The sequence below is a fragment of the Streptomyces sp. NPDC002520 genome, assembly GCF_053595235.1.
In genome coordinates this window covers 44,954-66,291 of record NZ_JBSFXG010000015.1, presented here as the reverse complement: position 1 = coordinate 66,291, position 21,338 = coordinate 44,954, and the positions used below count along the sequence as shown (strand labels likewise).

The 21,338-nt window shown below is 70.0% G+C and carries 17 protein-coding genes and 1 tRNA gene; 8 read left to right on the top strand and 10 right to left on the bottom strand.

Features of this window, described 5'->3' with window-relative positions:
- Positions 1-52 precede the first annotated feature (52 nt).
- The 6 genes from ACWD5D_RS21895 to ACWD5D_RS21870 all read left to right on the top strand — a co-directional run bounded on the left by ACWD5D_RS21895 (position 53) and on the right by ACWD5D_RS21870 (position 6,093).
- Positions 53-817, top strand: a complete 765-nt coding sequence (locus ACWD5D_RS21895) for a class I SAM-dependent methyltransferase (RefSeq protein ID WP_451374394.1) — start codon at positions 53-55, stop codon at positions 815-817.
- Between the two features lie 125 nt (positions 818-942).
- Positions 943-1,905, top strand: coding sequence for a hypothetical protein (locus ACWD5D_RS21890; protein ID WP_451374393.1), 963 nt, complete (start codon positions 943-945; stop codon positions 1,903-1,905).
- Positions 1,902-2,813: a glycosyltransferase family 2 protein gene (locus ACWD5D_RS21885; RefSeq protein WP_451374392.1), complete on the top strand. Its 912-nt coding sequence runs from the start codon at positions 1,902-1,904 to the stop codon at positions 2,811-2,813. Before ACWD5D_RS21890 ends, ACWD5D_RS21885 begins: the two co-directional genes overlap by 4 nt.
- 97 nt (positions 2,814-2,910) lie before the next feature.
- Positions 2,911-4,314, top strand: coding sequence for a tyrosine--tRNA ligase (gene tyrS, locus ACWD5D_RS21880; RefSeq protein WP_451374391.1), 1,404 nt, complete (start codon positions 2,911-2,913; stop codon positions 4,312-4,314).
- A 236-nt stretch (positions 4,315-4,550) separates the two neighbouring features.
- Positions 4,551-5,306: an endonuclease domain-containing protein gene (locus ACWD5D_RS21875; protein WP_451374390.1), complete on the top strand. Its 756-nt coding sequence runs from the start codon at positions 4,551-4,553 to the stop codon at positions 5,304-5,306.
- A 532-nt stretch (positions 5,307-5,838) separates the two neighbouring features.
- Positions 5,839-6,093: a hypothetical protein gene (locus ACWD5D_RS21870; RefSeq protein ID WP_451374389.1), complete on the top strand. Its 255-nt coding sequence runs from the start codon at positions 5,839-5,841 to the stop codon at positions 6,091-6,093.
- Between the two features lie 184 nt (positions 6,094-6,277).
- Here ACWD5D_RS21870 and ACWD5D_RS21865 read toward each other — a convergent pair whose 3' ends face one another.
- From ACWD5D_RS21865 to ACWD5D_RS21840, 6 genes are all read right to left on the bottom strand, one after another.
- Positions 6,278-8,002 carry a relaxase/mobilization nuclease domain-containing protein gene (locus ACWD5D_RS21865; RefSeq protein WP_451374388.1) on the bottom strand — a complete coding sequence of 575 codons (1,725 nt, stop codon included), beginning with the start codon at positions 8,000-8,002 and terminating at the stop codon, positions 6,278-6,280.
- The gene (locus tag ACWD5D_RS21860) at positions 7,999-8,652 is read right to left on the bottom strand and encodes a MobC family plasmid mobilization relaxosome protein (protein WP_451374387.1); all 654 of its coding nucleotides are present in this window, start codon (positions 8,650-8,652) and stop codon (positions 7,999-8,001) included. Before ACWD5D_RS21860 ends, ACWD5D_RS21865 begins: the two co-directional genes overlap by 4 nt.
- 159 nt (positions 8,653-8,811) lie before the next feature.
- On the bottom strand, positions 8,812-9,630 hold the full coding sequence (locus tag ACWD5D_RS21855) for a DUF2637 domain-containing protein (RefSeq protein ID WP_451374386.1): 819 nt from the start codon (positions 9,628-9,630) through the stop codon (positions 8,812-8,814).
- Complete coding sequence (locus ACWD5D_RS21850; protein ID WP_334457073.1) at positions 9,630-9,761, bottom strand: hypothetical protein; 132 nt, start codon at positions 9,759-9,761, stop codon at positions 9,630-9,632. The genes ACWD5D_RS21855 and ACWD5D_RS21850 overlap by 1 nt, the downstream gene beginning before the upstream one ends.
- Before the next feature lie 394 nt (positions 9,762-10,155).
- On the bottom strand, positions 10,156-11,454 hold the full coding sequence (locus ACWD5D_RS21845; RefSeq protein WP_451374385.1) for a DUF3631 domain-containing protein: 1,299 nt from the start codon (positions 11,452-11,454) through the stop codon (positions 10,156-10,158).
- A gap of 227 nt (positions 11,455-11,681) precedes the next feature.
- Entirely contained in the window at positions 11,682-11,912 is a 231-nt protein-coding gene (locus tag ACWD5D_RS21840; RefSeq protein WP_101399825.1) for a hypothetical protein, read from the bottom strand.
- Between the two features lie 95 nt (positions 11,913-12,007).
- On the opposite strand from ACWD5D_RS21840, the gene ACWD5D_RS21835 reads away from it, so the two are divergent.
- Both ACWD5D_RS21835 and ACWD5D_RS21830 read left to right on the top strand, forming a co-directional pair.
- Positions 12,008-12,688, top strand: coding sequence for a helix-turn-helix domain-containing protein (locus tag ACWD5D_RS21835; RefSeq protein WP_451374384.1), 681 nt, complete (start codon positions 12,008-12,010; stop codon positions 12,686-12,688).
- On the top strand, positions 12,685-14,289 hold the full coding sequence (locus ACWD5D_RS21830) for a tyrosine-type recombinase/integrase (RefSeq protein ID WP_451374383.1): 1,605 nt from the start codon (positions 12,685-12,687) through the stop codon (positions 14,287-14,289). The genes ACWD5D_RS21835 and ACWD5D_RS21830 overlap by 4 nt, the downstream gene beginning before the upstream one ends.
- 128 nt (positions 14,290-14,417) lie before the next feature.
- On the opposite strand, the gene ACWD5D_RS21825 is transcribed toward ACWD5D_RS21830, so the two are convergent.
- From ACWD5D_RS21825 to tmk, 4 genes are all read right to left on the bottom strand, one after another.
- A tRNA-Thr gene (locus ACWD5D_RS21825) sits at positions 14,418-14,491 on the bottom strand.
- A gap of 108 nt (positions 14,492-14,599) precedes the next feature.
- The gene (locus tag ACWD5D_RS21820; protein WP_451374382.1) at positions 14,600-16,288 is read right to left on the bottom strand and encodes an alpha/beta hydrolase; all 1,689 of its coding nucleotides are present in this window, start codon (positions 16,286-16,288) and stop codon (positions 14,600-14,602) included.
- A 143-nt stretch (positions 16,289-16,431) separates the two neighbouring features.
- The gene (locus ACWD5D_RS21815; RefSeq protein WP_451374381.1) at positions 16,432-17,637 is read right to left on the bottom strand and encodes a DNA polymerase III subunit delta'; all 1,206 of its coding nucleotides are present in this window, start codon (positions 17,635-17,637) and stop codon (positions 16,432-16,434) included.
- 247 nt (positions 17,638-17,884) lie between these two features.
- Positions 17,885-21,208: a dTMP kinase gene (gene tmk / locus ACWD5D_RS21810; protein ID WP_451374380.1), complete on the bottom strand. Its 3,324-nt coding sequence runs from the start codon at positions 21,206-21,208 to the stop codon at positions 17,885-17,887.
- Between the last annotated feature and the right edge of the window lie 130 nt (positions 21,209-21,338).

Here is a 21,338-nt window from a genome sequence, read left to right as displayed (position 1 = left end):
GGCCGTGTGCCCTCTGCCGCACCACACACCCGAGCAAGCAAGGAGTCTGACTGTGCACGCGGACACCACGACCACATCACAGCCCCTGACCGGCCCCGATGCCCCGCAGCCCCCGGCCCTCTCCGAGTCCTCGCAGCCGGTAGGCGGCCCCGAGACCTTCTTCATTCGCCGCGGCTATCGCAGCCGGAGCGAGGTCGAGTACTTCCTTGACGAGACGGACGACACCGTCACCTGGCAGCCCGACGTGTACCCCTACGCCGCCGAACGGGCCAAGGAGCTCGGCCGTGACGTCGTGATCGACATCGGCTGCGGGCAGGCGGGCAAGTTGGCCTCGCTCGCCGCCGAGCACCCCGACTGGACTTTCGTCGGCGTGGACTTCGGGGACAACCTGCGCTGGTGCCACGACAACCACCCCTTCGGACAGTGGGTGGAGGCGGACCTCGAATCGGCAGAGCGGCTGCCGCTCGACCCGGATTTCGTCCGCCGGTCGGTGGTGATCTGCTCCGACGTGATCGAGCACCTGGTGGACCCGGCCCCGGCTCTGTCCCTCATCCTGGGCCTGCTGCGGGAGGGCAGCGCCGCTGCCGTCCTGTCCACACCGGCCCGTGAGTGCCGCAGCGGCTACGACACCCCTGGACCGCCGCGCAATCCCAGCCATGTTCGGGAGTGGGCAAGCGACGAGTTCCAGGCGCTGCTGCGGGCGTCCGGATTCGAGATCCACTACGCGGGCCTCACCCGAAGCGACGACGCCTCCAATGGTCTGTCCACCCAGCTGCTCCTCGTCGGCGTGGGAGGGGCGGAGGTGGGAGAACAGTGACGGCGGTTCCCCGGTCCAGGGGCCTGCGTGTCGTTCACCTGCCGGCGCGTACCCCGTACGCGTGGAAGCTCCAGAGCCCTGACTTCCACATCCTGAACGGGACAGAGATTCCCACGGGCGAGACTGTGCCAGAGGCGGTCAGCGCCGCATGGCTCCTCGAACACGGCCCTCTCACGTGGCTCGACGTCCTGCACCTGCACCACATCGACTTCGAGGACATCGCCACCCTGGAGCGCCTGCTCGACGCGTGCCTGGGCTACGGGGTCAACGTGGTCTTTACCGCCCATGACACCCGGCCCATGGTCGGCAACGCCGAAGGCTTCGTCGAGCGGCTGCGGCTGCTCCGGTCTGGCGAGGTCCGCTGGGTCTGTCTCACTGAGGGATCCGTCACGAAGCTGACGGAGGTCCTCGGCGAGCGGGTCACTGCAACGGTCATCCCCCACGGATACGTCGCTGCCCCGGAGTCGCTTGCTGACCTGGAGCGCGAGGCGAGGGGCCCGGGGGCCAGGTACCTCATGTTCGGTGCCTCCCGGGCCAGCCGGGACCAGTTGTCCACCATGGCCAACTGGAGCCTGGGGATCACGGATCCCCACAGCACGCTCCACGTCCTCCTGCGCGCGTTCAGCCCCGCAGACTTCGCTGAGGCCGGCCGTGCCCCGCTGCTCCTGGAGACGGCCCGGCACGATCCCCGTATCCGCCTCACCATGCGCCCGTATCCCACGGACGACGAAGTGGTCAGAGCCGGGCTGGCTTCGGACTCCCTGCTGCTGCCGTACCTCTGGGGGAGTCACTCCGGGCAGCTGGAACTGGCCTTCGACCTGAACCTGCTTCCGGTCTGCTCCCTCACAGGGCACTTGCCCGAGCAGTACGAGCGGCACAAGGAGCTCGTCGAGGAACCCGAATGGTTCGATTGGTCGCAGGGGCATCCCAACCTCTTCGGAGAGAAGTTCCTGACCGCGCTGGAGAAAGCGGCAGCACGGCTCGGCTCCAGGCCCCGCCGCCTCGACCGCGAGTTCCTCGACTACAGGACACAGGAACACATGACGATCCTGGACGACTACGCCCGCGTGTACGGGGGTGACCGGTGAGCGCCCCTCCGCGTATTTCGTGCGTGATCCTGTGCCACAACTACGGCCGATATCTCGACCAGGCCATAACAAGCTGTCTGGAACAGGAGCCTGGAAACTTCGTCCTTCACGAAATCATCGTCATCGACGACGGATCCAACGACGAAACTGAGGAGGTATGCCGTCACCACGAAAAGAACGTCAAGGTCATCCGGAGGAGCCAGAAAGGTTTCGGCCAAACCTTGACCGACGCTTTTCTCCTCAGCACAGGTGACTGGGTGGCTCCGCTCGACGCCGATGACTGGTTCCACCCATCGAAGCTCCGTACGTGCGCCGAGGCGATGACGGGTGAAACGCTGTTCATCGAGCACTGGGAGAACGTCGTCGACTCAAACGGAAACCCCAAGCTGAAAGACCCGCACCCGGGCGGAAACACAAGCACGTTGGTGGTCCATCGCGAGGCTGCTCTCAGCCTCCTGCCGGTGAGCAACGAGATCTTCTTCCACGCGCTGCGCGAGGCCGGCCGCGGTGCCGTCCTCCAGGACCCGTTGACCTTCTATCGGGTCCACTCGCACAGCATGACCGACCGAAGTACGCCGGGCCTGTCGCAGGATTATCGGGCCGAGGTGTGTCTGGGACTCTCGGATCGGCTCCGCATGATGGATAAGAACCCTCCCGCCTGGGCGACCACTCGCCAGCTCAGGGGGATCTCCCAGCATTTCCGTGTACTCGCTTCCGGGCACAGAGTGGAATCCGCCCTGCAGCGAAAGAAGCACCTCCCCGCCATGATCTTCCTTCCGGGGATGCTCATCGCCACGCTCCGAGCCCGAGACCCAATAGCCCCGTGGCTCCGCTCCCTCTCCAGTGCGATCGTGGGCCGGCCGCTGGTACAGCTCTCGACGACCCAGGGAGAGCGGGCTGAACCGTGATCATTTCGGTGATGCGACGGGGGTGGCAATGATAAAATCGCCGCTTCCAATCCCTACTGGTCAGGCCAGTTGTCCGACCCAGGAGCGTATAAGCGCCATGAGCCGTTTGAGCGAGTCTGTCACCCGTGTCATGCACATCCTCGATGGGGCGGACCTGGGCGCGGACTATACGGCCGCGCAGCTGCTCAGCGAGACAACGGCACGGCGCTCCCTGGACCTCTCCGACCTCTCCCCCGAGGAGCAGGCCGCACTGGTCGAGGGGCGTGCGAACCACCTGATCCCCTCGGCCGCGGTACTCGCCGAGAAGATCGAAGCCGCGCAGGCCGCCGGACGCCCGTTCGTCGTCAAGTACGGCATCGACCCGACCTCGCCCGACGTCCACCTGGGCCACGCGGTACCGATCATCATCGCCAGCCGGTTCCAGCGGATGGGCCACCACGTCGTCTTCATCATCGGTGACGTGACGGCCAAGATCGGTGACCCGTCGGGACGGTCCTCGGATCGACCGCCGCTCACCGATGAGGACATCGCCCGCAACCTGAGCGGCTACCAGCAACAGGTCACGCCGTTCATCGACTTCGAGCGTGCCGACCTGCGCTTCAACGGCGAGTGGCTGAACAAGGTCACCCTGCCGGAGCTCGTCGGGGTTCTTGCCCGGGTGCCGGTCTCCATGTCGCTCCAGCGCGAGGACTTCCGCACCCGGCTCGCCGATGGCCATGGGCTGTCCGTCGCCGAGTTCGTCTACTCCGTCGTCATGGCCTGGGACTCCGTGGCCATCGACGCCGATGTCGAACTCGGCGGTGTGGACCAGCTGTTGAACCTCCAGATGTGCCGCAAGGTCATGGAGATCTCGGAGCAGGACCCCGAGGTCGTCATCACCACTCCTCTCATCGAGGGCACCGACGGCACGGGCACCAAGATGAGCAAGAGCAAGGGCAACTACGTGGGCCTGACGGCGTCGCCTGATGACGTCTACGGCCGGCTGATGTCCATCCCCGACCACCTCACCGAGCCGTACCTCCAGCTGCTCACCGAGTGGACGGACGACGAGATCCGCGTGGTCACCAAGCGCCTGGAGGAGGGGACCGCGCACCCGATGGCGATCAAGCGCATCCTCGCCGGCGAGGTGGTGGCCGCCCTCCACGGCCTGGACGCTGCTGCCGCCGCTCGCGCGGAGTTCACGGCGCGCTTCTCCAAGCGCTCTTTCGCGGACACCCAGAACCTCCCCGTCGTCTCCCTGAAGGACCACGCCGAGGACACGCTCGGGGCGCTGATCAGCCGCACGCTGGACTTCGCTCCCAGCATTTCCGCCGTGCGCCGTGTGGCTCAGCAGAAGGGCCTCCGTCTGATCCGCGAGTCGAACGGAGACCAGCAGCCGACGCCACTCACGGAGGCTTCTGTTCAGCAGACGCTCGGCGAAGTCGTCGGCGAGATCGGCGCGCTCGAAGGTGCCGAGCTGTACCTCAAGGTGGGCCGCAAGGTCGCCCGCATCGACGTCTGAGATCAGGCGCGGCGCCGACTCACCTTCGTGAGTCGGCGCCGTTCTGTTTGCCCACAATGCGACCCGCCAGCCGCGCGATCAGGCCACGGGGCAGGGGTTCTGACTCACCTTCTGCTGCTTCTGTGCTTCGCGACGCCAGCAATAAGAACGGGTTCGCTGCAGGACAGGGGCCATGGTTGTCGGTGGCAAATAGTAGGTTCTCGGGCGGGTAGGACTACGGGCCGGGAGAGGCGCTGATGGCGGGCGATGCCGTGGAGGAGTGTTGCTTTCGAGGGTGTGGGCGGCCAGGGCACGCCCGGAGAGACGGTGTGCTGTTATGCAAGACGCACTATGAGCAGGCACGTACAGGCCGCCCGCTGAAGCCGATCAAGGCGAAGGCGAAGGCGGGCCAATATACGGGGTGCCGGTTCGACGATCCACAGTGCGACCGGCCGCATTCCTCTGATGGGTACTGCTCCACCCACTACCAGCAGAAGAACGACGGTAAGCCGCTCACCCGTATTCGTGGCTGGAGGTCTCAGGCGGAGTGGGGGCCGCTATGCCGGTATGGGGCTTGCAGGAGCGACCCCCATTCGCGGGGGTTGTGCATCGTGCACTACGGGCGGGGGATATCGCAGTTCGCCCGAGACGCGATCCTCGCGCTGCAGAGCGGGCGCTGCCTGTGCGGGGTGGTCGATCCGGGGCCGGAAGGCTGGGAACTCGACCATGCTCATGACTGCGCGGCAGGCCACCGGCCAACGAACTACTGCGTGGCCTGTGTACGCGGCCTGCTGTGTGTGCCGTGCAACCGGCGTGCGATCGCCTGGTACGAGGGCGCATGGATGAGGCAGGAAGGCAACGAGCCAATCCCGGTCCTTGAGGGTTGGATCAGGCGCCGAATCCGCTTCCACGGCGAGCCGGACTCGGCAGATGTGAAGGTGAGCTACATGCCGCCAGCGCCAGTCCGGGAGCGAACCCCAGAGCTGACTCTGTACACGGCTGGGAACGGATAGCACCCTCATCGGCGTCGACCCGAGGGAGATCATCGACGTCATCGCTCGAACGGATCATGAGGCCCAACCGTGGCTCAGGGGAAGCAGACCGGCCTGGTGCGCGTCGCGCTGCTCAGTGATCCACTGCGCGACCTGGTCTATGGATTTCGTGACTGGTTGGTCGGTGGTGTCGATCCGTTGAGTGCACCATCGGGGGTCATCGGCTTGCCAGCTCGTCCAACGGTGCCAGGCCATCTCGGGCCAACTGTTGTCGATGATGACGTCGGGCCGGTAATGGAGGTCGAGGGCGTGCTTCCGGTGCCATGCGGCCCAGCCGAGGAAGGCGTCGACTGCCGGAGCATCCCACCGGCCGGGGTCAGGCGCTGGCCGAGGCCGTACGCGCCAGAAACGGACTGGCCCCTGAGACAGCACCCAACCCCAGGCCAAGGCGTCCTTCACCTACGCTGGTGGCGGCAACTCCGAGCTGGCCGAGGAGCTGTACAGCGACACCGCGACGAAGCTGTCCAAGGGCATTGGGAAGATCTTCGATGCGATGATCTCCTGCCCCACGTACCAGGCGGTGTCGGGCAACACCGTCGTCACCGTGGGCACGCAGGTGACGCCCGCCCCTGACCTGGGCGACGAGCAGTGGAGCCAGCTGCTCACCTACTCGATCGGTGGGCAGCGCAGCGTCGTCAAGCAGACGGCGATCCGGATCGGCAACGTCCTTGTGCTCGTCTCGGGCGCGCCGGGACTTGTGGACGCCAACCTGGAGAAGGCGCTCGACAAGGCCGAGGCAGCCTTGTGACCACCCTGTCGGCGTCGTTCGGCGCCGGCGCGCATGACTTTGTCGCCGTGTTCGCCGATTCCCTCAGTTCCAGGGCCTCCCACGCGGTGAAGCCGGGCCTCCCAGTCGGGGGAGTCCGGCTTCGTGCTGCGGTGCCTTGTTCTGGTGTCTCCCCGCGCGTCACCGCCCGCAGCTGAGATCGTGATCAGCGCCGCCGTCCCTGTGACGGCTGCGGGGCCGGGGTGGCTGCTGCCGTGTGCTCTGGAGCGTCAGGTCGCTGTGTTGTTGCGATGCCGACTCGTGTTGTGCTGCGGGCCTGTGCTGCGTCGCGGGCTCGTGCGCTGGGTGCCGGCCTTGCGCTGAGGCGTTGGATGCGCCAGGTCAGTACTCGTGCGGGGCGGCGGGCGTCGTCCAGGGCGCGCTGGTTGGCGATCTGCTGGAGGAGCCGTTCCGGGTCGTGTCCGGCTGCTTCCGCCTGGGCCAGGGCGACGGTGAGAGCTGCGAAAGCGGGGTCTTCGATGATCTGCTCCGCGTGCGCGGGCACGACTTGGCGTAGGTGGCGGATCTGCCGCTCCACGGCCTGCTGGGGTGGCTGGCGCTGCGCGAGGGCGGCCAGGGGTGCGGCTGCGGCTTGGTCGTAGGCGGCCTGGAGGTGAAGCAGTGTCTGCTGGGCGGCGGCGACCTGCTGGTCGTGGTGGCGGAGCTGGTGCCAGCGGGCGGCGGCGATGACCACGAGGATCGCCGCGTCGAGGAACATCGCCAGGATGGCGCCATCCTTGGGGGCGGGCTCGCGGACCATCGCCCGTACGGCGCCGCGCAGAGCACGAGCGTGGTGGTGTTCGGCGCGGATGCGGGAGCGAGTGGCGCGCTCGAACGCGATCGCCGCATCACGCAGTTGGGGCCGCAGGGCCTGTGGAGCGAGGAGCGGGAGGGCGTCAAGGGCTTCACCGAAGGCGGCGAGGTGGGCCTGGGAGGCTTCGTCGTCGGTCTGGTCGAGGTGGTGGGGGATGCGTTCGGTGGCGGCGGTGGCCTGGTACCAGGGGTTGGGCCTGCGCCGGCCCGGCTGCCCAGCGGGCTGCGGGTCGATGTTTTCCAGGCGCTTTTGGATCTTGGGGAAGGAGAGGTCCGGGGAGAGTTCGTAGCCGGAGAACCAGACGGGCTCGTGGTCGGCGGTGGTGGTGTCTTCGGCAGCGACCTTGTACCCGCGCACATCACCCGAGGGGAAGTACACGACCTCGACGAGCACGCCGTCGATGTGGCTCAGCAGGTGGACGAACTCCTCGACGCTGGAAGCAGCGGCCACGGCGGTGCGCACAGTGGTGCGCAGGCGTTCACGGGCGGGCTTCTTGTGGCCGGAGCGGCGAGCCTTCTCCTGCTCGGCGCGAGTGGGCCGCTTGGCGGCGGTGCGGTCACCGCGTACGACTCGAAAGAGGCCGTATTGCTTCTCGATGGCGGCGAGTTCGCGGTCGGCGGTGAGGTAGTCGTTCCAGTGGCGAGCGGTGCTCAGGTCGCCGCGGACCTTGGTGCCGGCGATGTGGATGTGGTCGGGGGCGTGGCGGACGGCGACCCACCGGCAGCCGTCTGGGTCACCGTCCGGCGCGATGCCGGTGGCCGCCACCACCCGGCGTGCGATGTCGGCCCACTCCTCGTCACTGAGAAGGCGGTCACTCTCGGCAGCGCGGATCGAGCAGTGCCACACGTACTTCTCGGGCGCGCGGCCCAGGCGCCGGGCCTGCTTGACGTGCAGGTTGAGGTCGGCCACGAGGAGCTTCTTGGTGGCGTCGAAGTCGTCGGTGCGGCCGGGGTCGGGGGCGAAGCCGTCCCAGGAGGCGACCAGGTGCGGGTCGGTGTGGTCCATGGCCTTCTTCGTGTCGAACAGGTACCGGATCAATCCGGCGGTGTCTTTGCCGCTGCTGATCTTCGCGATCATCGGGCCGCCTTCTTAGCGACGGCCTGGTTCGCAGCTGCCGCGATGTGGCGAACGGTGGCGCCGACCGCGGTCAGGGTCTGCTCGGCCTGGGCCAGGAGGGCGGTATCCCCAGGCTGTGGATGACCACCGGAGTTGAGCTTCTTGGCGATCTGGTTGATGTTGTGGCCGATCTTGGCGACCTCGCCACGCAGGGCGGTGAGCTCGTCGATGTAGTCGTCGAGCGGGGTGCGCTGGCCGGGCAGGGCGAGGTCGCCGTGGACGTGGGCCATGACGACGGCGCCGACGTAGTGGGCGCCGGCGATGTTCAGCGACCGGGCCATGCGCAGGATGTCGACCTTCTCGTCGACGCTGTAGCGGGCATCGACACGCTCCTTGCGGTGGCCGTTCGGGTCAGGCTTACGGCGGCGGGCGACACGGTGCAGCGCGGCGGCTTCGGCGGCACGCGGCAGCTGGGCGGCGGCGGTGTCAGCGGACTGTTCCCTCTCGGGTGCCCCCTGGTGCCCGAGGTCCTCCGCCACCCCCGGGGCGGAGGCTTCCCCGTTGCGGCCGTCCCTGGACGGTCCAGCGGGATACCTTGCTGACGCGTCTGGGGCTGGGGTGGTGGTCATCTCCTGCTGGTGCGTAGGGGGTTCGTGGTGCTGGTTGCGCATGGGAGTTTCTCCGTGGGGTGTTGATGGCTGGTCAGCGACCGGACGAACTCGTCCCATACCTGTTAGGGCAAGGACGGGTGGAGCGGCGATGTCGGGTTGACTCGTTGCGGGGCAGTCGCTCGTCCCCGCGCTGACCTGCGCGGGGACGAGCGATGCGAGTTACGCCGGAGCGATGGAAGCGCCAGCGGCGGTTTTGTCGAGGTCGTCCTGCCGCTGAGATGCGGCCTCATCGAGTTCGGCCTGCAGGACGTCCTTGAGCTTTTCCGCGTCGGCCCTGCCGATGGGGAGGCCCTTGCCACGGATCGTCGCTTCGATGTGGCGGCGCGAGGCACGGTCTCCGCGTCCCAGTGGCGCGGTGCGGGCGATCGCGAGGTACTCATCGGGCACGGTGCTGGGCTTCTGGTCTTCCGGCTCGGAGGAAGACTGCGGGGGTTCCGGCACAGTGGCGGCGCCCTGCGCCACATCGGCAGAACCTCGCGCCACGTCGGCCTGACCGTCCGCCACGTCGAGAGCGGCTGGCTCCGGGAGACCGTTGTGGCGTTCGGTGGCGTCGGTTGGGTCGGCGACGAGTTGGTGGATCTGCCGCATCAGGACCCCGAAGGCCAGCAGTGCGGCGGTCGGGGGAACCGCGGCGACCACGTAGTCGAGGTGGGGCACGGTGCTCGCGTTGCCGGTGCCGCTGACGCCGGCCACGTTGAGTGCGATGGAGCCGACCGAACCGGTGGCCGTGAGGGCGATGGCCCATCCGTCGGTGACCCGGCGCAGGCCCGCGCGGAGCATCAGCAGCTCGCCCGCGATGATGAACGCGTCCAGGGTCGCGGGCCAGGCCCACTGGCGGACCGGGGAGTTCCCCAGCCCGTGCTGTCCGGCGACCTCGGCGAGGTGTGCGTACGAGAGCCAGAACCCGCCGGCGGTGAGGGCGATGATGACGACTCCCGCTGCGCCGAGTGCGTAGCGCTCGGCAGCTTGCTTGGTCATCACTTGCCGCCCGTGAGCGCGGCGTGGATCAGGGTGCAGGCGGCGGTGCCGAGGGGGAGGATCGCGGCGCGATCCCGCCCGGTCGCCAGGTGGGAGGTGGCGCGATGGGTGGGGATGGCGAGGGTGGTCAAGCGGGATTCTCCTGCGGTGTTGGCGTGGTCCGTCTTTGCCGTCTTGGCCGTTGCAAGCGCAGGTCAGGGCCGGTACGGCAGGGGGCGCGACGTTCCGTCTTGGCGGTGCCGTCGCGCCTTTGAGGCACGCACGGGCGGTGACGGCTGCGGTTCGGTGGCTATGGACGGATCGGATCCGTCTTGGCGTCCCGGCCGCATGCGCTGTGACCTGCGGTGATACGGCGAGGACGCCCGGGACGGCACAAGACGGAAGCGGGCGGCGTCCCGGCGGGCAGCGACGACCGCCATGATCGTGTTGCCGTCCTGGCCCCGGTTGCCGTCTTGCCCGTATGCCGTTTGACCTGCGGGATTACGGTAGGGACGGCAAGGACGGCAACCGGGGCGGGGAGGGGGCTCAGCCCTCGCTGCGGGCGGGCTCGGCGTTCACTGAGTGAACGGTGGGGCAGTAGCGGCGCCACGCGTCGAGGAACTTGTTGCGCGTGTAGCCCTTGCGCTGGGTGCCGTCGGCAAGGCGAACGTTGCCGGGCCTGATGTCGAAGTCGCGCAGCAGCGAGCCGAGCTCACGCGGGCTCAGTCCGTTTCGGCCCCACTCTGCCCAAGGACCTTCCAGGTCCTGGCGCAGGTGGTGCAGAAGCTCGTCGGTGGAGAGGCTGTCGACCTCGCGCTGGGCGACGAAGACCCGCCGGATGTCAGCCAGGATCCGCGCAGAGCTGGGGTGGTCCTCCTCGGCCGCCGCTTCGGCTGTGACCATCTGCGCGCACGCTGTGCGGGCGAGGCGTGACCAGGGGCCTGCGGCAAGGTCGGCGACGATCACCAGGGGCTCCCAGGTGTCGGCGGCGCGGTCCTCCACCGGCATCGCCGGTTCCAGGTCGGCGGCCTCGTCGAGCAGCGGCCGTGTCCATGCGGCGATGCGGTCGCGCAGGTCGTGGAGGGCCGGGGTGTCGCGGCGGGAGCGGAAGGGCTTGACGCTCTCGCCCTCGGCCCGGCGGCGCATGCGGATGACCACGGATCGGTCCATGATCGTGTCGGGCAGGTCACCGATCCCTGCGAGGGCGGCCATCGCGAAGGTGGCGAACCGGTGAGGCGTGTGGTCGTTGCCGACGACGCGGGTGACGTACCGGTTGCGCTGGTGGCCGGCGTTGAGCAGGCCGCGCATCTCCTCGTTCTTCTCCGCCATCTTCGGGGTGCCGAAGATGGTGTCGGCCTCGTCCACCAGCAGGGTGGGTGGTTCGTCGGTGATGGAGCGGAAGATTGCCGCCGGAGTGGTGTTGATGGTGAGCATCGGCTCGTGGACCGTCTCGGTGAGCACGTCCAGGAGCCGCGACTTGCCGCATCGCTTCGCCGGCCCGACCACCGCCAGGCGCGGGGCGTGCTGCCACGCGGGCTGCAGGTGCGTCGCGGCCACCCACAGCGTGACCGCGTCCAGCGCTTGTGGGGAGGGCAGGATCACGAACTGAGCTATCTGGGCACGCAGTTCGTTCAACAGCTCGGAGCCGTACGTCGGCTCCGGATCCGGCACCGCTTCCTCTGCGGGCTGGTCCGCCGGGTCATTCTCCGGCGCCGTGTCACCGGCCGCTGGGGCGGCTTCGGGCGCGGGGCCGGGTCGGCCGGGCACCGCGACCGTCGGCCATGCGGCATTGCCGGGTGCGGATTTGCCGGGTGCGGAATAGGGCTCGGGTGTCGTAGGTTGCACAGGGCAGCTCCTTATCCGGTGACGTCGGGCATGCAGGCCCGACTCACGCAGGTCGTTCGTTGGAATGCGGGCAGTGGAGTGTGCGGAGCCTCCGGCGTTGGCGCGCCGGGGGCTTTCTCGCTTCCTTGGCCGGGGCGAGGGAACACGGACAGTACGTCCACGTCCGGCCACAGTCCAGCGTTTCTGTGTCAGCTCAGCGCAGAAGCGTCTGCTATGGGGTCGGGCGGTCATGCGGCCAGGCCGAGCAGGTTCAGCAGGTCGGCGGTCACGACGCGGTACGCCTTGCCCAGCCGCAGGACCTTGCAGGGGTACTGACCGCGCTTGGCCAGCTCATAGCCCTTGCTCCGCCCCAGCCCGAGAGCCCGGTTGCCGGTGTCCAGGTCAACGGCAGCGGGCAGGGCCAGCAGCTCCGCTCGCGTCATGCCCTTGGGCTGCTCGGCGGTCTCGTTGTCGCGCATCCAGCGCTCCGTTCATGAGTGAGCCCTCGGCGAACGCGGCATCACGTCCGGCTCCAGGCGATCACTAACCATCATCGGGAAGCTAACGTGTCTCCATGACACAACGCCGTTTTGATCCTAGAGATAACGAGGACGACGTCCCGGAGTGGGTGGATCAGGTGATGGCCACGGTGGCCGCCGAGGTCCGTAGACGAAGGAAGGAGTTGCGCATGAGCGCCCAGGACCTGGCCGACCGCTGCGCGGAGATCGGCCATCCGATCCCGCGCAACGTGATCGCCAACATGGAGTCCGGCCGCCGCGCCAACCTGCCTCTGGTCGACGTCCTCGTCCTCGCCGAAGCCCTGCGGACCTACCCCATCTGCCTGCTCTACCCCGTCGGCTACGTCGACCGAGTCCAGCGCCTTCCCCTGCAGCACTCCGACCCGACATGGGATGCCATGCGCTGGTTCACCGGCGACAGCGAGGACTTCGGCATGGAAGACGACATGCTCCGCTCCTTCCGCGCCCACGTCCGCCACCAGCGCGCCGCCCTGGCCGCCCTGAAAGGCGAGAAACACGAGCGCTGGAAAGCCGAGACGGCGCCCAACCAGGCCGAGCGCGAGGAAGCCATGCTCGCCCAAGCCGACTACGCCGAAAGGGTCTTGGAAGCCAAGTACCGGCTCCGCAGCGCCCGCGCCTTCATCCGCGAAGACGGAGGCACACCACCGCACCTGCCACCAGAACTCGCCGACGTCGACCCACCCGTCGGCAACACCGATGAGGAGAATGATCTTTGAAAGGTTCCACCCACCGCCGCTGCTACTGCCGCGACGCCCACACTGGTAAGCCGCTCGGTAAGCAGTGCCCGAAGCTCTCCAGCCGCAAGCACGGCTCGTACTCCATACGCCAGGAGCTCCCGCCCCGCGCCGACGGCACCCGCCGCTCCTTCAGCCGCGCCGGCTACGAGAGCCTCAAGGCGGCCCAGGCCGACCTCGACCACATACGCGCGCTGCTCGGACTCGCCGATACCGACGACCCCGAAGGCATGGCGCTGATCGCCGCCATGCTGGAGGAGGTCGGCGACGAGAAGTCGCCACTGCCGGATGTCGAGGAGACCCGGCGGCGCCTGAAGTCCGGTCAGGACCTGATCGGCCGCCTGACCGTCGGCGAGTGGCTCGACCGATGGCTCGACGGCAAACGCATCCGCAAGTCGGGACTCAGCCGCTACGAGACCGATATCCGGTTCCACTTGAAGCCTCGGATCGGCCACCACCGTCTCGATCGGCTGCGCGTGAGCCATCTCAGCGAGATGTTCACGGCCATCTCCGACGCCAATGCCGAGATCCTGGAGCAGAACGCCCAGCGCCGTGCCACGGTCGAGGAGTTGGCCACCGTGCCGTGGAAGGGCACAGACAACCGCGCCCACCGCAAGGTGATGAAGACGGCGATCGACGCCATGCCGCCGTTCCGGCGTGTGACCGGTCCGGCTACCCGGCTGCGTATCAAGGCCACGCTGCGGTCTGCGTTGAACGACGCGATCGGCCAGCAGATCCTCACCTTCAACCCGGCGGCGCACGTCGAGCTCGACCCCGTGCGCAAGCCGAAGGCCCTGGTGTGGACCGACGCACGGGTCGCCAGGTGGGAGCAGACGGGTGAGAAGCCCTCCCCTGTCATGGTCTGGACGCCCGAACAGACTGGCGCGTTGCTCGACTTCCTCGCGGAGGACCGGCTGTACGCGATGTGGCACCTGATCGCCTTCCGCGGCCTGCGGCGGGGCGAGGCATGCGCGCAGCCCTGGTCGGAGACCAACCTCGATGACCACTCCCTGACCGTCTCCTCCCAGCTCGTCCAGGACGGGTGGGAGGTCGAGACCTCCGAGCCCAAGACAGACAGCGGCTTCCGCGTGGTCGCCCTCGACGACGACACCGTCAACGTCCTGAAGCGGCACCGCGAACAGCAGGACGCGGACCGCGAGGAGTGGGGATCAGCCTGGGTCGAGACCGGCATGGTCTTCACCCAGGAAGACGGCTCCTGGCTCCATCCCGGGAAGGTGACCGACCTCTTCGAGCGCCTCGTCGCCGCCTCCGGGCTCCCGCCGATCCGGCTGCACGACCTCCGGCACGGGGCGGCCACGCTCATGCTCGCCGCCGGCATCGACGTGAAGATCGTGTCGGACACGCTCGGGCACAGCGACACCCGGATCACGCGGGACATTTACCAGAGCGTCCTGCCGCAGGTCGGCAAGAACGCGGCTGAGGCCACCGCCAAGCTGGTCCCGCTTCAGCGGAAGACCGAGGCGGAGGAGGCCGCCCGTAAGGCCGCCAAGAAGGCCAAGGGCAAGGCGAAAGCCGAGGCCAGGGCCAAGAGGAAGGGCAAGCGGAAGAAGCCCAAGAAGTAGGGCACCGGACCGCTCCGCTCACGCATCGCTCACGCAAGCCATCTCGCGGCACCCCGGCCGTGTGACGCGTCATGCCCCGAGTAACACAAAAGGCCAGGTCACGGGCTATGTGACCTGGCCTTTGCCGGAGCCGCTTTCGGGATTCGAACCCGAGACCTACGCATTACGAGTGCGTTGCTCTGGCCATCTGAGCTAAAGCGGCACGCCGTCCGCACCATGGTGCGATCAGCAACGTCGGTAAGTCTACACAGTTTCCCAGGGTGCTTCGTACCGGCCCAGGAGCGGTGCGATCCGGGGCCGGCGGGGGGCGTCAGGAGCAGTGCTTGCCGCGAGCGGGCGGGGCCCCGTGGAGGAGATAGGTGTTGATCGCCGAGTCGATGCAGGTGCTGCCGCGGCCGTAGGCGGTGTGGCCGTCACCGACGTAGGTGAGCAGTCGGCCCGAGGAGAGCTGGGAGGCCAGGGCCTGGGCCCACCGGTAGGGGGTCGCCGGGTCTCGGGTGGTGCCGACGACCACGATCGGGGCCGCGCCCCGCGCCGCGATGCGGTGCGGCTCGCCCGTGGCCCGCACCGGCCAGTACGAGCAGTTCAGCGTGGACCAGGCCAGGGCCGCGCCGAACACCGGGGACGCCTTCTCGAACGCGGGCAGGGCCTTCCTCACCTGCTCGGGACCCGTGAAGGCCGGCGGCAGGTCCAGGCAGTTCACCGCCGCGTTGGCGCTCATCAGGTTGCTGTAGCTGCCGCCTGCGCCCCGCTCGTAGTAGCTGTCGGAGAGGGCGAGCAGACCGGTGCCGTCGTTGTCCTTCATGGCCGAGGTCAGTGCCTGGCGCAGCTGCTCCCAGGTGCCCTGGTCGTACATCGCCGCGATCACGCCGGTGGTCGCGAGCGCCTCGCCGAGCTTGCGTCCGCGCGCGTCGCCCGCCGGCAGGGGGTGGGCGTCGACCTTGCGGAAGAAGGCCTTGAGGTGGTCGCCGACCTGGCCGGGTGTCGTACCCGGGCCGCCGAGGGGGCAGCCGGACTGCCGTACGCAGTCCTTCGCGAACGCCTGGAACGCCGTCTCGAAACCGGCCGTCTGCTCCAGGTTGAGCTTGCGGGCGTCGAGGGAGGGATCCATCGCCCCGTCCAGCACCATGCGGCCCGCCCGCTCGGGGAACAGCCCCGCGTACGTCGCCCCGAGGAAGGTGCCGTACGACGCGCCCACGTAGTTCAGCTTCCGGTCGCCCAGCAGCGCCCGCAGGATGTCCATGTCCCGCGCCGACTCGACGGTGGAGACGTGCCGCAGCAGTCGCGCCGAGTGCGCTCCGCAGCTCTCCGCGAACTTCTTGTCCGCGCCGACCAGCGCGTTCGTCTCCTTCTGGTCGTCGGGGGTGACGTCCGTCTGCGTGTACGCGTCCATCTCGCGTCCGTCGAGGCATACGACGGGCTCGCTGCGCGCGACGCCCCGCGGGTCCACCGCGACCATGTCGTAGTGGGCGCGGACCTCGGCCGGGTAGCCGATGCCCGCGTACTGCTGGAGGTAGGCCACGGCCGAGCCGCCCGGACCGCCCGGGTTCACCAGCAGCGAGCCGAGCGGCTTGCCCTTGCCGGTGGCCTTCTTGCGGGCGACGGCGAGCTTGACGTCCCCCGAACCGGGCTTGGCGTAGTCGAGTGGCGCCTTCATCGTCGTGCACTGGAAGCCGGAGACGCCGCAGCTGCGCCAGGTGAGCTTCTGCGTGTAGTACGGCGAGAGCAAGGACGGCGTCGTCTGCGGCAGTGCGGCCAGCGCCGCCTCCGCCGTACCGCCCACCGACGTGTTCGAACTCGAGCTCCCGGAGGAACAGGCGGAGATCAGCAGCGCGGCGGCCGCGAGGAGGGTCGTCGTGACGCGTGCCGTGGCTCGGGCGCGGGTCCGGGTCGGGCGGGGTCCGGGGGCGCGGAACAGCGCGGCGGCCGGAGCGACCCGGGGCGACCGGAGCGTCCGCGGGGGCCGGGCGGAGCGGCGGGGGGATGGCCTGGTGTCCATCAGACGAGCGTAACCCTGAGCGATGAAATGAATGCCGAACGTACGGACGGTGGCCTCGTACGGGGGACACCGTCCGTCAACCACGGTACGCGTCTTCACCCCGCCCGCGAGGCCTCGCCGCACAGGCCCGGCCCACGCCACGGCTACCCCGCCCGCAGGGCCATCGTCATCGCCTCCACGGCCAGCAGCGGGGCCACGTTGCGGTCCAGGGCCTCGCGGCAGGCGGCGATCGCCTCGATGCGGCGCAGGGTGGACTCCGGCGAGCTGCCATGGGCGATCCGCTCCAGGGCATCCTCGGCGTCCTCGTTCGCGATCGCGATACGGGAGCCGAGCTGGAGGGCGAGGACGTCGCGGTAGAAACCGGTGAGGTCACCGAGGGCGACGTCGAGGCTGTCGCGCTGCGTACGCGTTCTGCGGCGCTTCTGCATGTCCTCGAGGTCCTTCATCACGCCCGCCGTACCCCGCGGCATCCGGCCCCCCTGGGCCGCGCCGAGCGCCGCCTTCAGCTCCTCCGTCTCCTTGCCGTCCATCTCCTCGGCGAGCTGCTTGGCGTCCTCGGATGCCGCGTCCACCAGCTCCTGGGCCGCCCTGAGGCAGGCGCCGACCTCGTCGAGACGCAGGGGCAGCTTGAGCACGGCGGCGCGGCGCTCACGGGCCGCCGCGTCGGTGGCCAGGCGGCGGGCCCGGTCGACATGGCCCTGGGTGGCGCGGGCCGCGGCCTCGGCGACCGGGGGTTCGATGCCGTCGCGGCGTACGAGCATGTCGGCGACGGCGGCGACAGCCGGCGTGCGCAGGTTCAGGTGGCGGCAGCGGGAGCGGATGGTCGGCAGGACGTCCTCGATGGAGGGGGCGCACAGCAGCCAGACCGTGCGGGGAGCGGGCTCCTCGACGGCCTTGAGGACGGCGTTGGCCGACTTCTCGTTCAGTCGCTCGGCGTCCTCGACCAGGATGATCTGCCAGCGGCCGTTCGCCGGAGAGGTGAACGACTTGCGGACCGTGTCCCGCATGTCCTTCACCAGGATCTCGGAGCCCACGGCGGCGACCGTGGTGACGTCCGCGTGGGTGCCGAGCAGCGCGGTGTGGCAGCCGTCGCAGAAGCCGCAGCCGGGGACTCCGCCGAGGGCGCGGTCGGGGCTCACGCACTGCAGGGCGGCGGCGAAGGCCCGCGCCGCCTGGTTCCGGCCCGCGCCCGGCGGGCCCGTGAACAGCCAGGCGTGGGTCATCTTCGACGCCTCGGGCAGCGGTCCGTCCGCAGCGGCGGCCGTGACGAGAGCGTCGGCGTCCCGCGCGGCGGCCTCGAGCGCCGCGCTCACCTTCTCCTGCCCGACGAGGTCGTCCCACACGCTCATGGGTCACGCCGCCCTTCCGTCACTTTCCGCCTTACGGGATCCATTGTGCGGGTGGCCACTGACAACGAGGACCGGCGTGGGCGCCCGACAAGTGGGGTGGGTGAGCCAGGTGGGACGCATTGGGGCGAATTTGAACGAATTTGAACGAATACGGAGCGGCGCCCGCCGAAGCACATGTGCTCCGGCGGGCGCCGCCCGACGTCCTGGCTCAGTTGTCGCGCTCAGAGTCCGCGCTCGGCATCCGTGCTCAGCCGCGTCGGCCCCGGCCCCTCCCGCGGCGGCCCGGGTCCTCGTCGTGGTCGCCGTACTCCCGCTCGTCGTACGAGCCCAGCAGCTCGTCCGCCAGCGACGGAAGGTCGTCCAGCGGGGTCTCCTCGGCCCAGTCGGGGCGCGGGCGGCGCCGGGGCTCACCGTCGGAGCCGAGCTGCGGCATCTCGCGGGTGCGGTCCTCCGAGCCGTCGGGGCCCACGGCGGTCTGCTCGTCCCGGAAGAAGCCCTGCGGTATGCGGTCCGCCGGGGCTTCGCCCCGGACGGGAGGCAGGACGGCCGTCTCGTCGGCGGCAGCGGAGGGCATCTGCGGCAGGACGGTGGTCTCGTCGGTCGAGCCCGGAACCACCGGCGGCAGCACCGTGGTCTCGTCCGCCGCGCCCGGGGTGGCCGGCGGCTGCGGCAGCTCCGCCGTCACCTCGGAGTCGGAGCCCGCGCGTCCCGTGCCGGTGGCGGGCTCGGCATCCGTGCCGTGCTCCTCGCGCACCGGCCGCAGCACGGTCGTCCTGTCGGAGTCGGACTCGCCCGTTCCCGTCTTGCCCGCGCCCGTCCGGTCCGTCCCCAGAGACACGACCGGCGTCGGAACCGTCTCTTCCGTGCCGTGCGGGACCATCGGGGTCGTCACGGTCGCCGCGTCCTGTGTCACTCCCGGGACCGCCGGCTGGGGTGCGCCCGGGCGGCGGGCTGCCGCGTCGGCCGCCGACGCGGCCTCGGCCGCCTGCCTGCGGGCCTGCTCCGCGCGGAGCAGGGCCTCCTCGGCCTTGCGCTGCTTCTCCAGGCGCATGGCCTCGGCCTCGGCGCGCAGCCGGGCCTCCTCCTCGGCCTGCTTGCGCCGCCGCTCCTCCTCGGCCCTGCGGCGGGCCTCCTCCTCGGCGCGGGCCTTCTCCTCGGCGAGCAGGCGCTTGCGCTCCTCCTCGGCACGCCGGTGCGCCTCCTCGGCACGCCGCCGGGCCTCCTCCGCCTGCCGTTCGGCCTCGCGGCGCTGTGCCTCCTCCAGCTCGCGCTGCTTGCGCTCCTCCTCCTCGGCGCGCAGCCGGGCCAGCTCCTCCTGGCGCTCACGCTCCAGGCGCTCCTCCTCGGCCTTGCGGGCGGCCTCTTCCTCGGCCTTGCGGCGCGCCTCCTCCTCGGCCTTCTTCCGGGCCTCTTCCTGGGCCTTGATCTCGGCCTCGGAGAGCGGCAGCACGGTGTCGAGCCGGTGCCGGATCACGGTGGTCACGGCCTCGGGCTCCTGACCGGCGTCGACCACCAGGTAGCGGCCGGGGTCGGCGGCGGCGAGGGTGAGGAAACCGGCCCGCACGCGCGCGTGGAACTCGGCCGGCTCCGACTCCAGGCGGTCCGGCGCCTCCGTGAACCGCTCGCGGGCGGTCTCCGGGGGGACGTCCAGCAGGACGGTGAGGTGCGGGACGAGCCCGTTGGTCGCCCAGCGGTTGATGCGGGCGATCTCGGTCGGGGACAGATCGCGGCCGGCGCCCTGGTAGGCGACGGACGAGTCGATGTAGCGGTCCGTGATGACGACCGCGCCGCGCTCCAGGGCGGGCCGTACGACGGTGTCGACGTGCTCGGCGCGGTCGGCGGCGTACAGCAGCGCCTCCGCGCGGTGCGACAGGCCCGCCGAGGACACGTCCAGCAGGATCGAGCGCAGCCGCTTGCCCACGGGGGTGGCCCCCGGCTCGCGCGTGAGCACGACCTCGTGGCCCTTGGCGCGGATCCACTCCGCGAGGGCCTCGGCCTGTGTGGACTTGCCGGCGCCGTCGCCGCCCTCCAGGGCGATGAAGAATCCGTTCGCCGCCGGGGCGGTGACCGGGTCGTCGCCGCCGAGCAGCGCGTCCTTGAGGTCCTGCCGCAGCGGGATCCCGGAGCGGTCGTCGACCTTGGCGAGCACCAGAACGGCCACCGGCAGCAGCAGTGCGCCGACCAGCATCAGCGTGAACGAGGCGCCGCCGTGGGCGAAGACGAACCTGCCGTTCTCCAGCCGGTGCCGGCCGATGAGTCCGGCGACCACGGGGGCGATCAGCGCACCGAGCGCCATGCAGACACGGACCACCGCGTGCAGGTGCTCGGTGACCCGCGCCCTGCGGTATTCCTCGGTCTCCTGGTCGAGCAGGGCGTGCCCGGTGTTCGCGGCCACACCCGCGGCCACACCGGCCAGTGTGACGATCAGCAGGACGGTGGTGACGTCCGGGACCAGTCCGGCGGCCAGCAGGGCGATGCCGGCGAAGGCGATCGCGAGGGCGAGGAGCCGGCGGCGTGAGAGCGAGGGCAGCAGCGCGGGCGCCGTGCGGATGCCGACGCCGACACCACCGGTCAGGCCGAGCACCAGCAGGCCGTAGAGGACCGGGCCGCCGCCCAGGTCGGTGGCGTGCAGCACGCACACCGCGACGGCGGCCGCGATGGCACCGGCCACGGTGGCAGAGGCGATGACGAGCAGCGGAACCGCGCCCGTACGGCCCTTGTCGACGCCGGAACCGGTGCGCGGGCGGCGCAGGCCCTCGAGCGGGGACCGCGCGCGCGGGGTGCGGGCGCCGGGCAGCTCCAGGGCCGTCAGCACCGACAGGGACGCGGCGAACAGACCGGCCGCCACGTACGACGCGAGGGCGGCCTGGTGCTGGTCGAACCAGGCGACGCCGGTGCCGAGCAGGTTGTTGAGCAGGGCGGCGACGACCAGGGTGGCGGCCGCCAGCGGGATGGCCAGGAAGCTGGTGCGCAGCGCGAGGCGGCGCAGGGCGTCCAGGTGGTCCGGAAGCGGCCGTACCGTCGCGCCCTCCGGGGGCGGCGCGGGCAGCAGGGCGGGGGCCGCGCTCTCCCGGCACACCGTCCACAGCCGCTCGGCGACACCGCCGACGAAGGCGGTGACCAGCAGCACGGCGAGCGCGTTGTCCGGGGTCCAGTCGATCCACAGGGGCGCGACGATCAGCAGCGCGGCGCGCAGGGCGTCGGCGCCGACCATCGTCCAGCGGCGGTCGAGCGGGCCGTCCTGGGCGGTGAGCGTGTTCAGCGGGCCGAGCAGGACGGCGCCGAAGAGCAGGGTGGCGAGGACGCGCGCGGCGAAGACCGTCGCCACTGCGAACGCCACACCGCGGTAGCCCCCTCCGAACGCCCCCTGCGCGATGGCCGCCTGAAGAACGAGGACGACCAGCACGAGCAGCGCCAGGGCGTCGCCGACACCGCTCACCAGTTGTGCGCTCCACAGGCGCTTCAACTCGGGTCGGCGCAGCAGTGAACGGACGGCGCGCTCGCGGGAATCCGCGACCAGGGCGTCGTCCGGTGCTGTGGTGGTGGCCGTTGGCTGCTCGGCTCGCGTCATGCGTTCAGCCTATCGGCAGCCACCGACACCACGGCCCCGGTCTCCGGACCCGAGCCCACCCCGAGACCAAAGCGATGCCGGGACGCATCTGCGAACCGAAGCGACGACGGAGACGACAGCGACGGCAGAG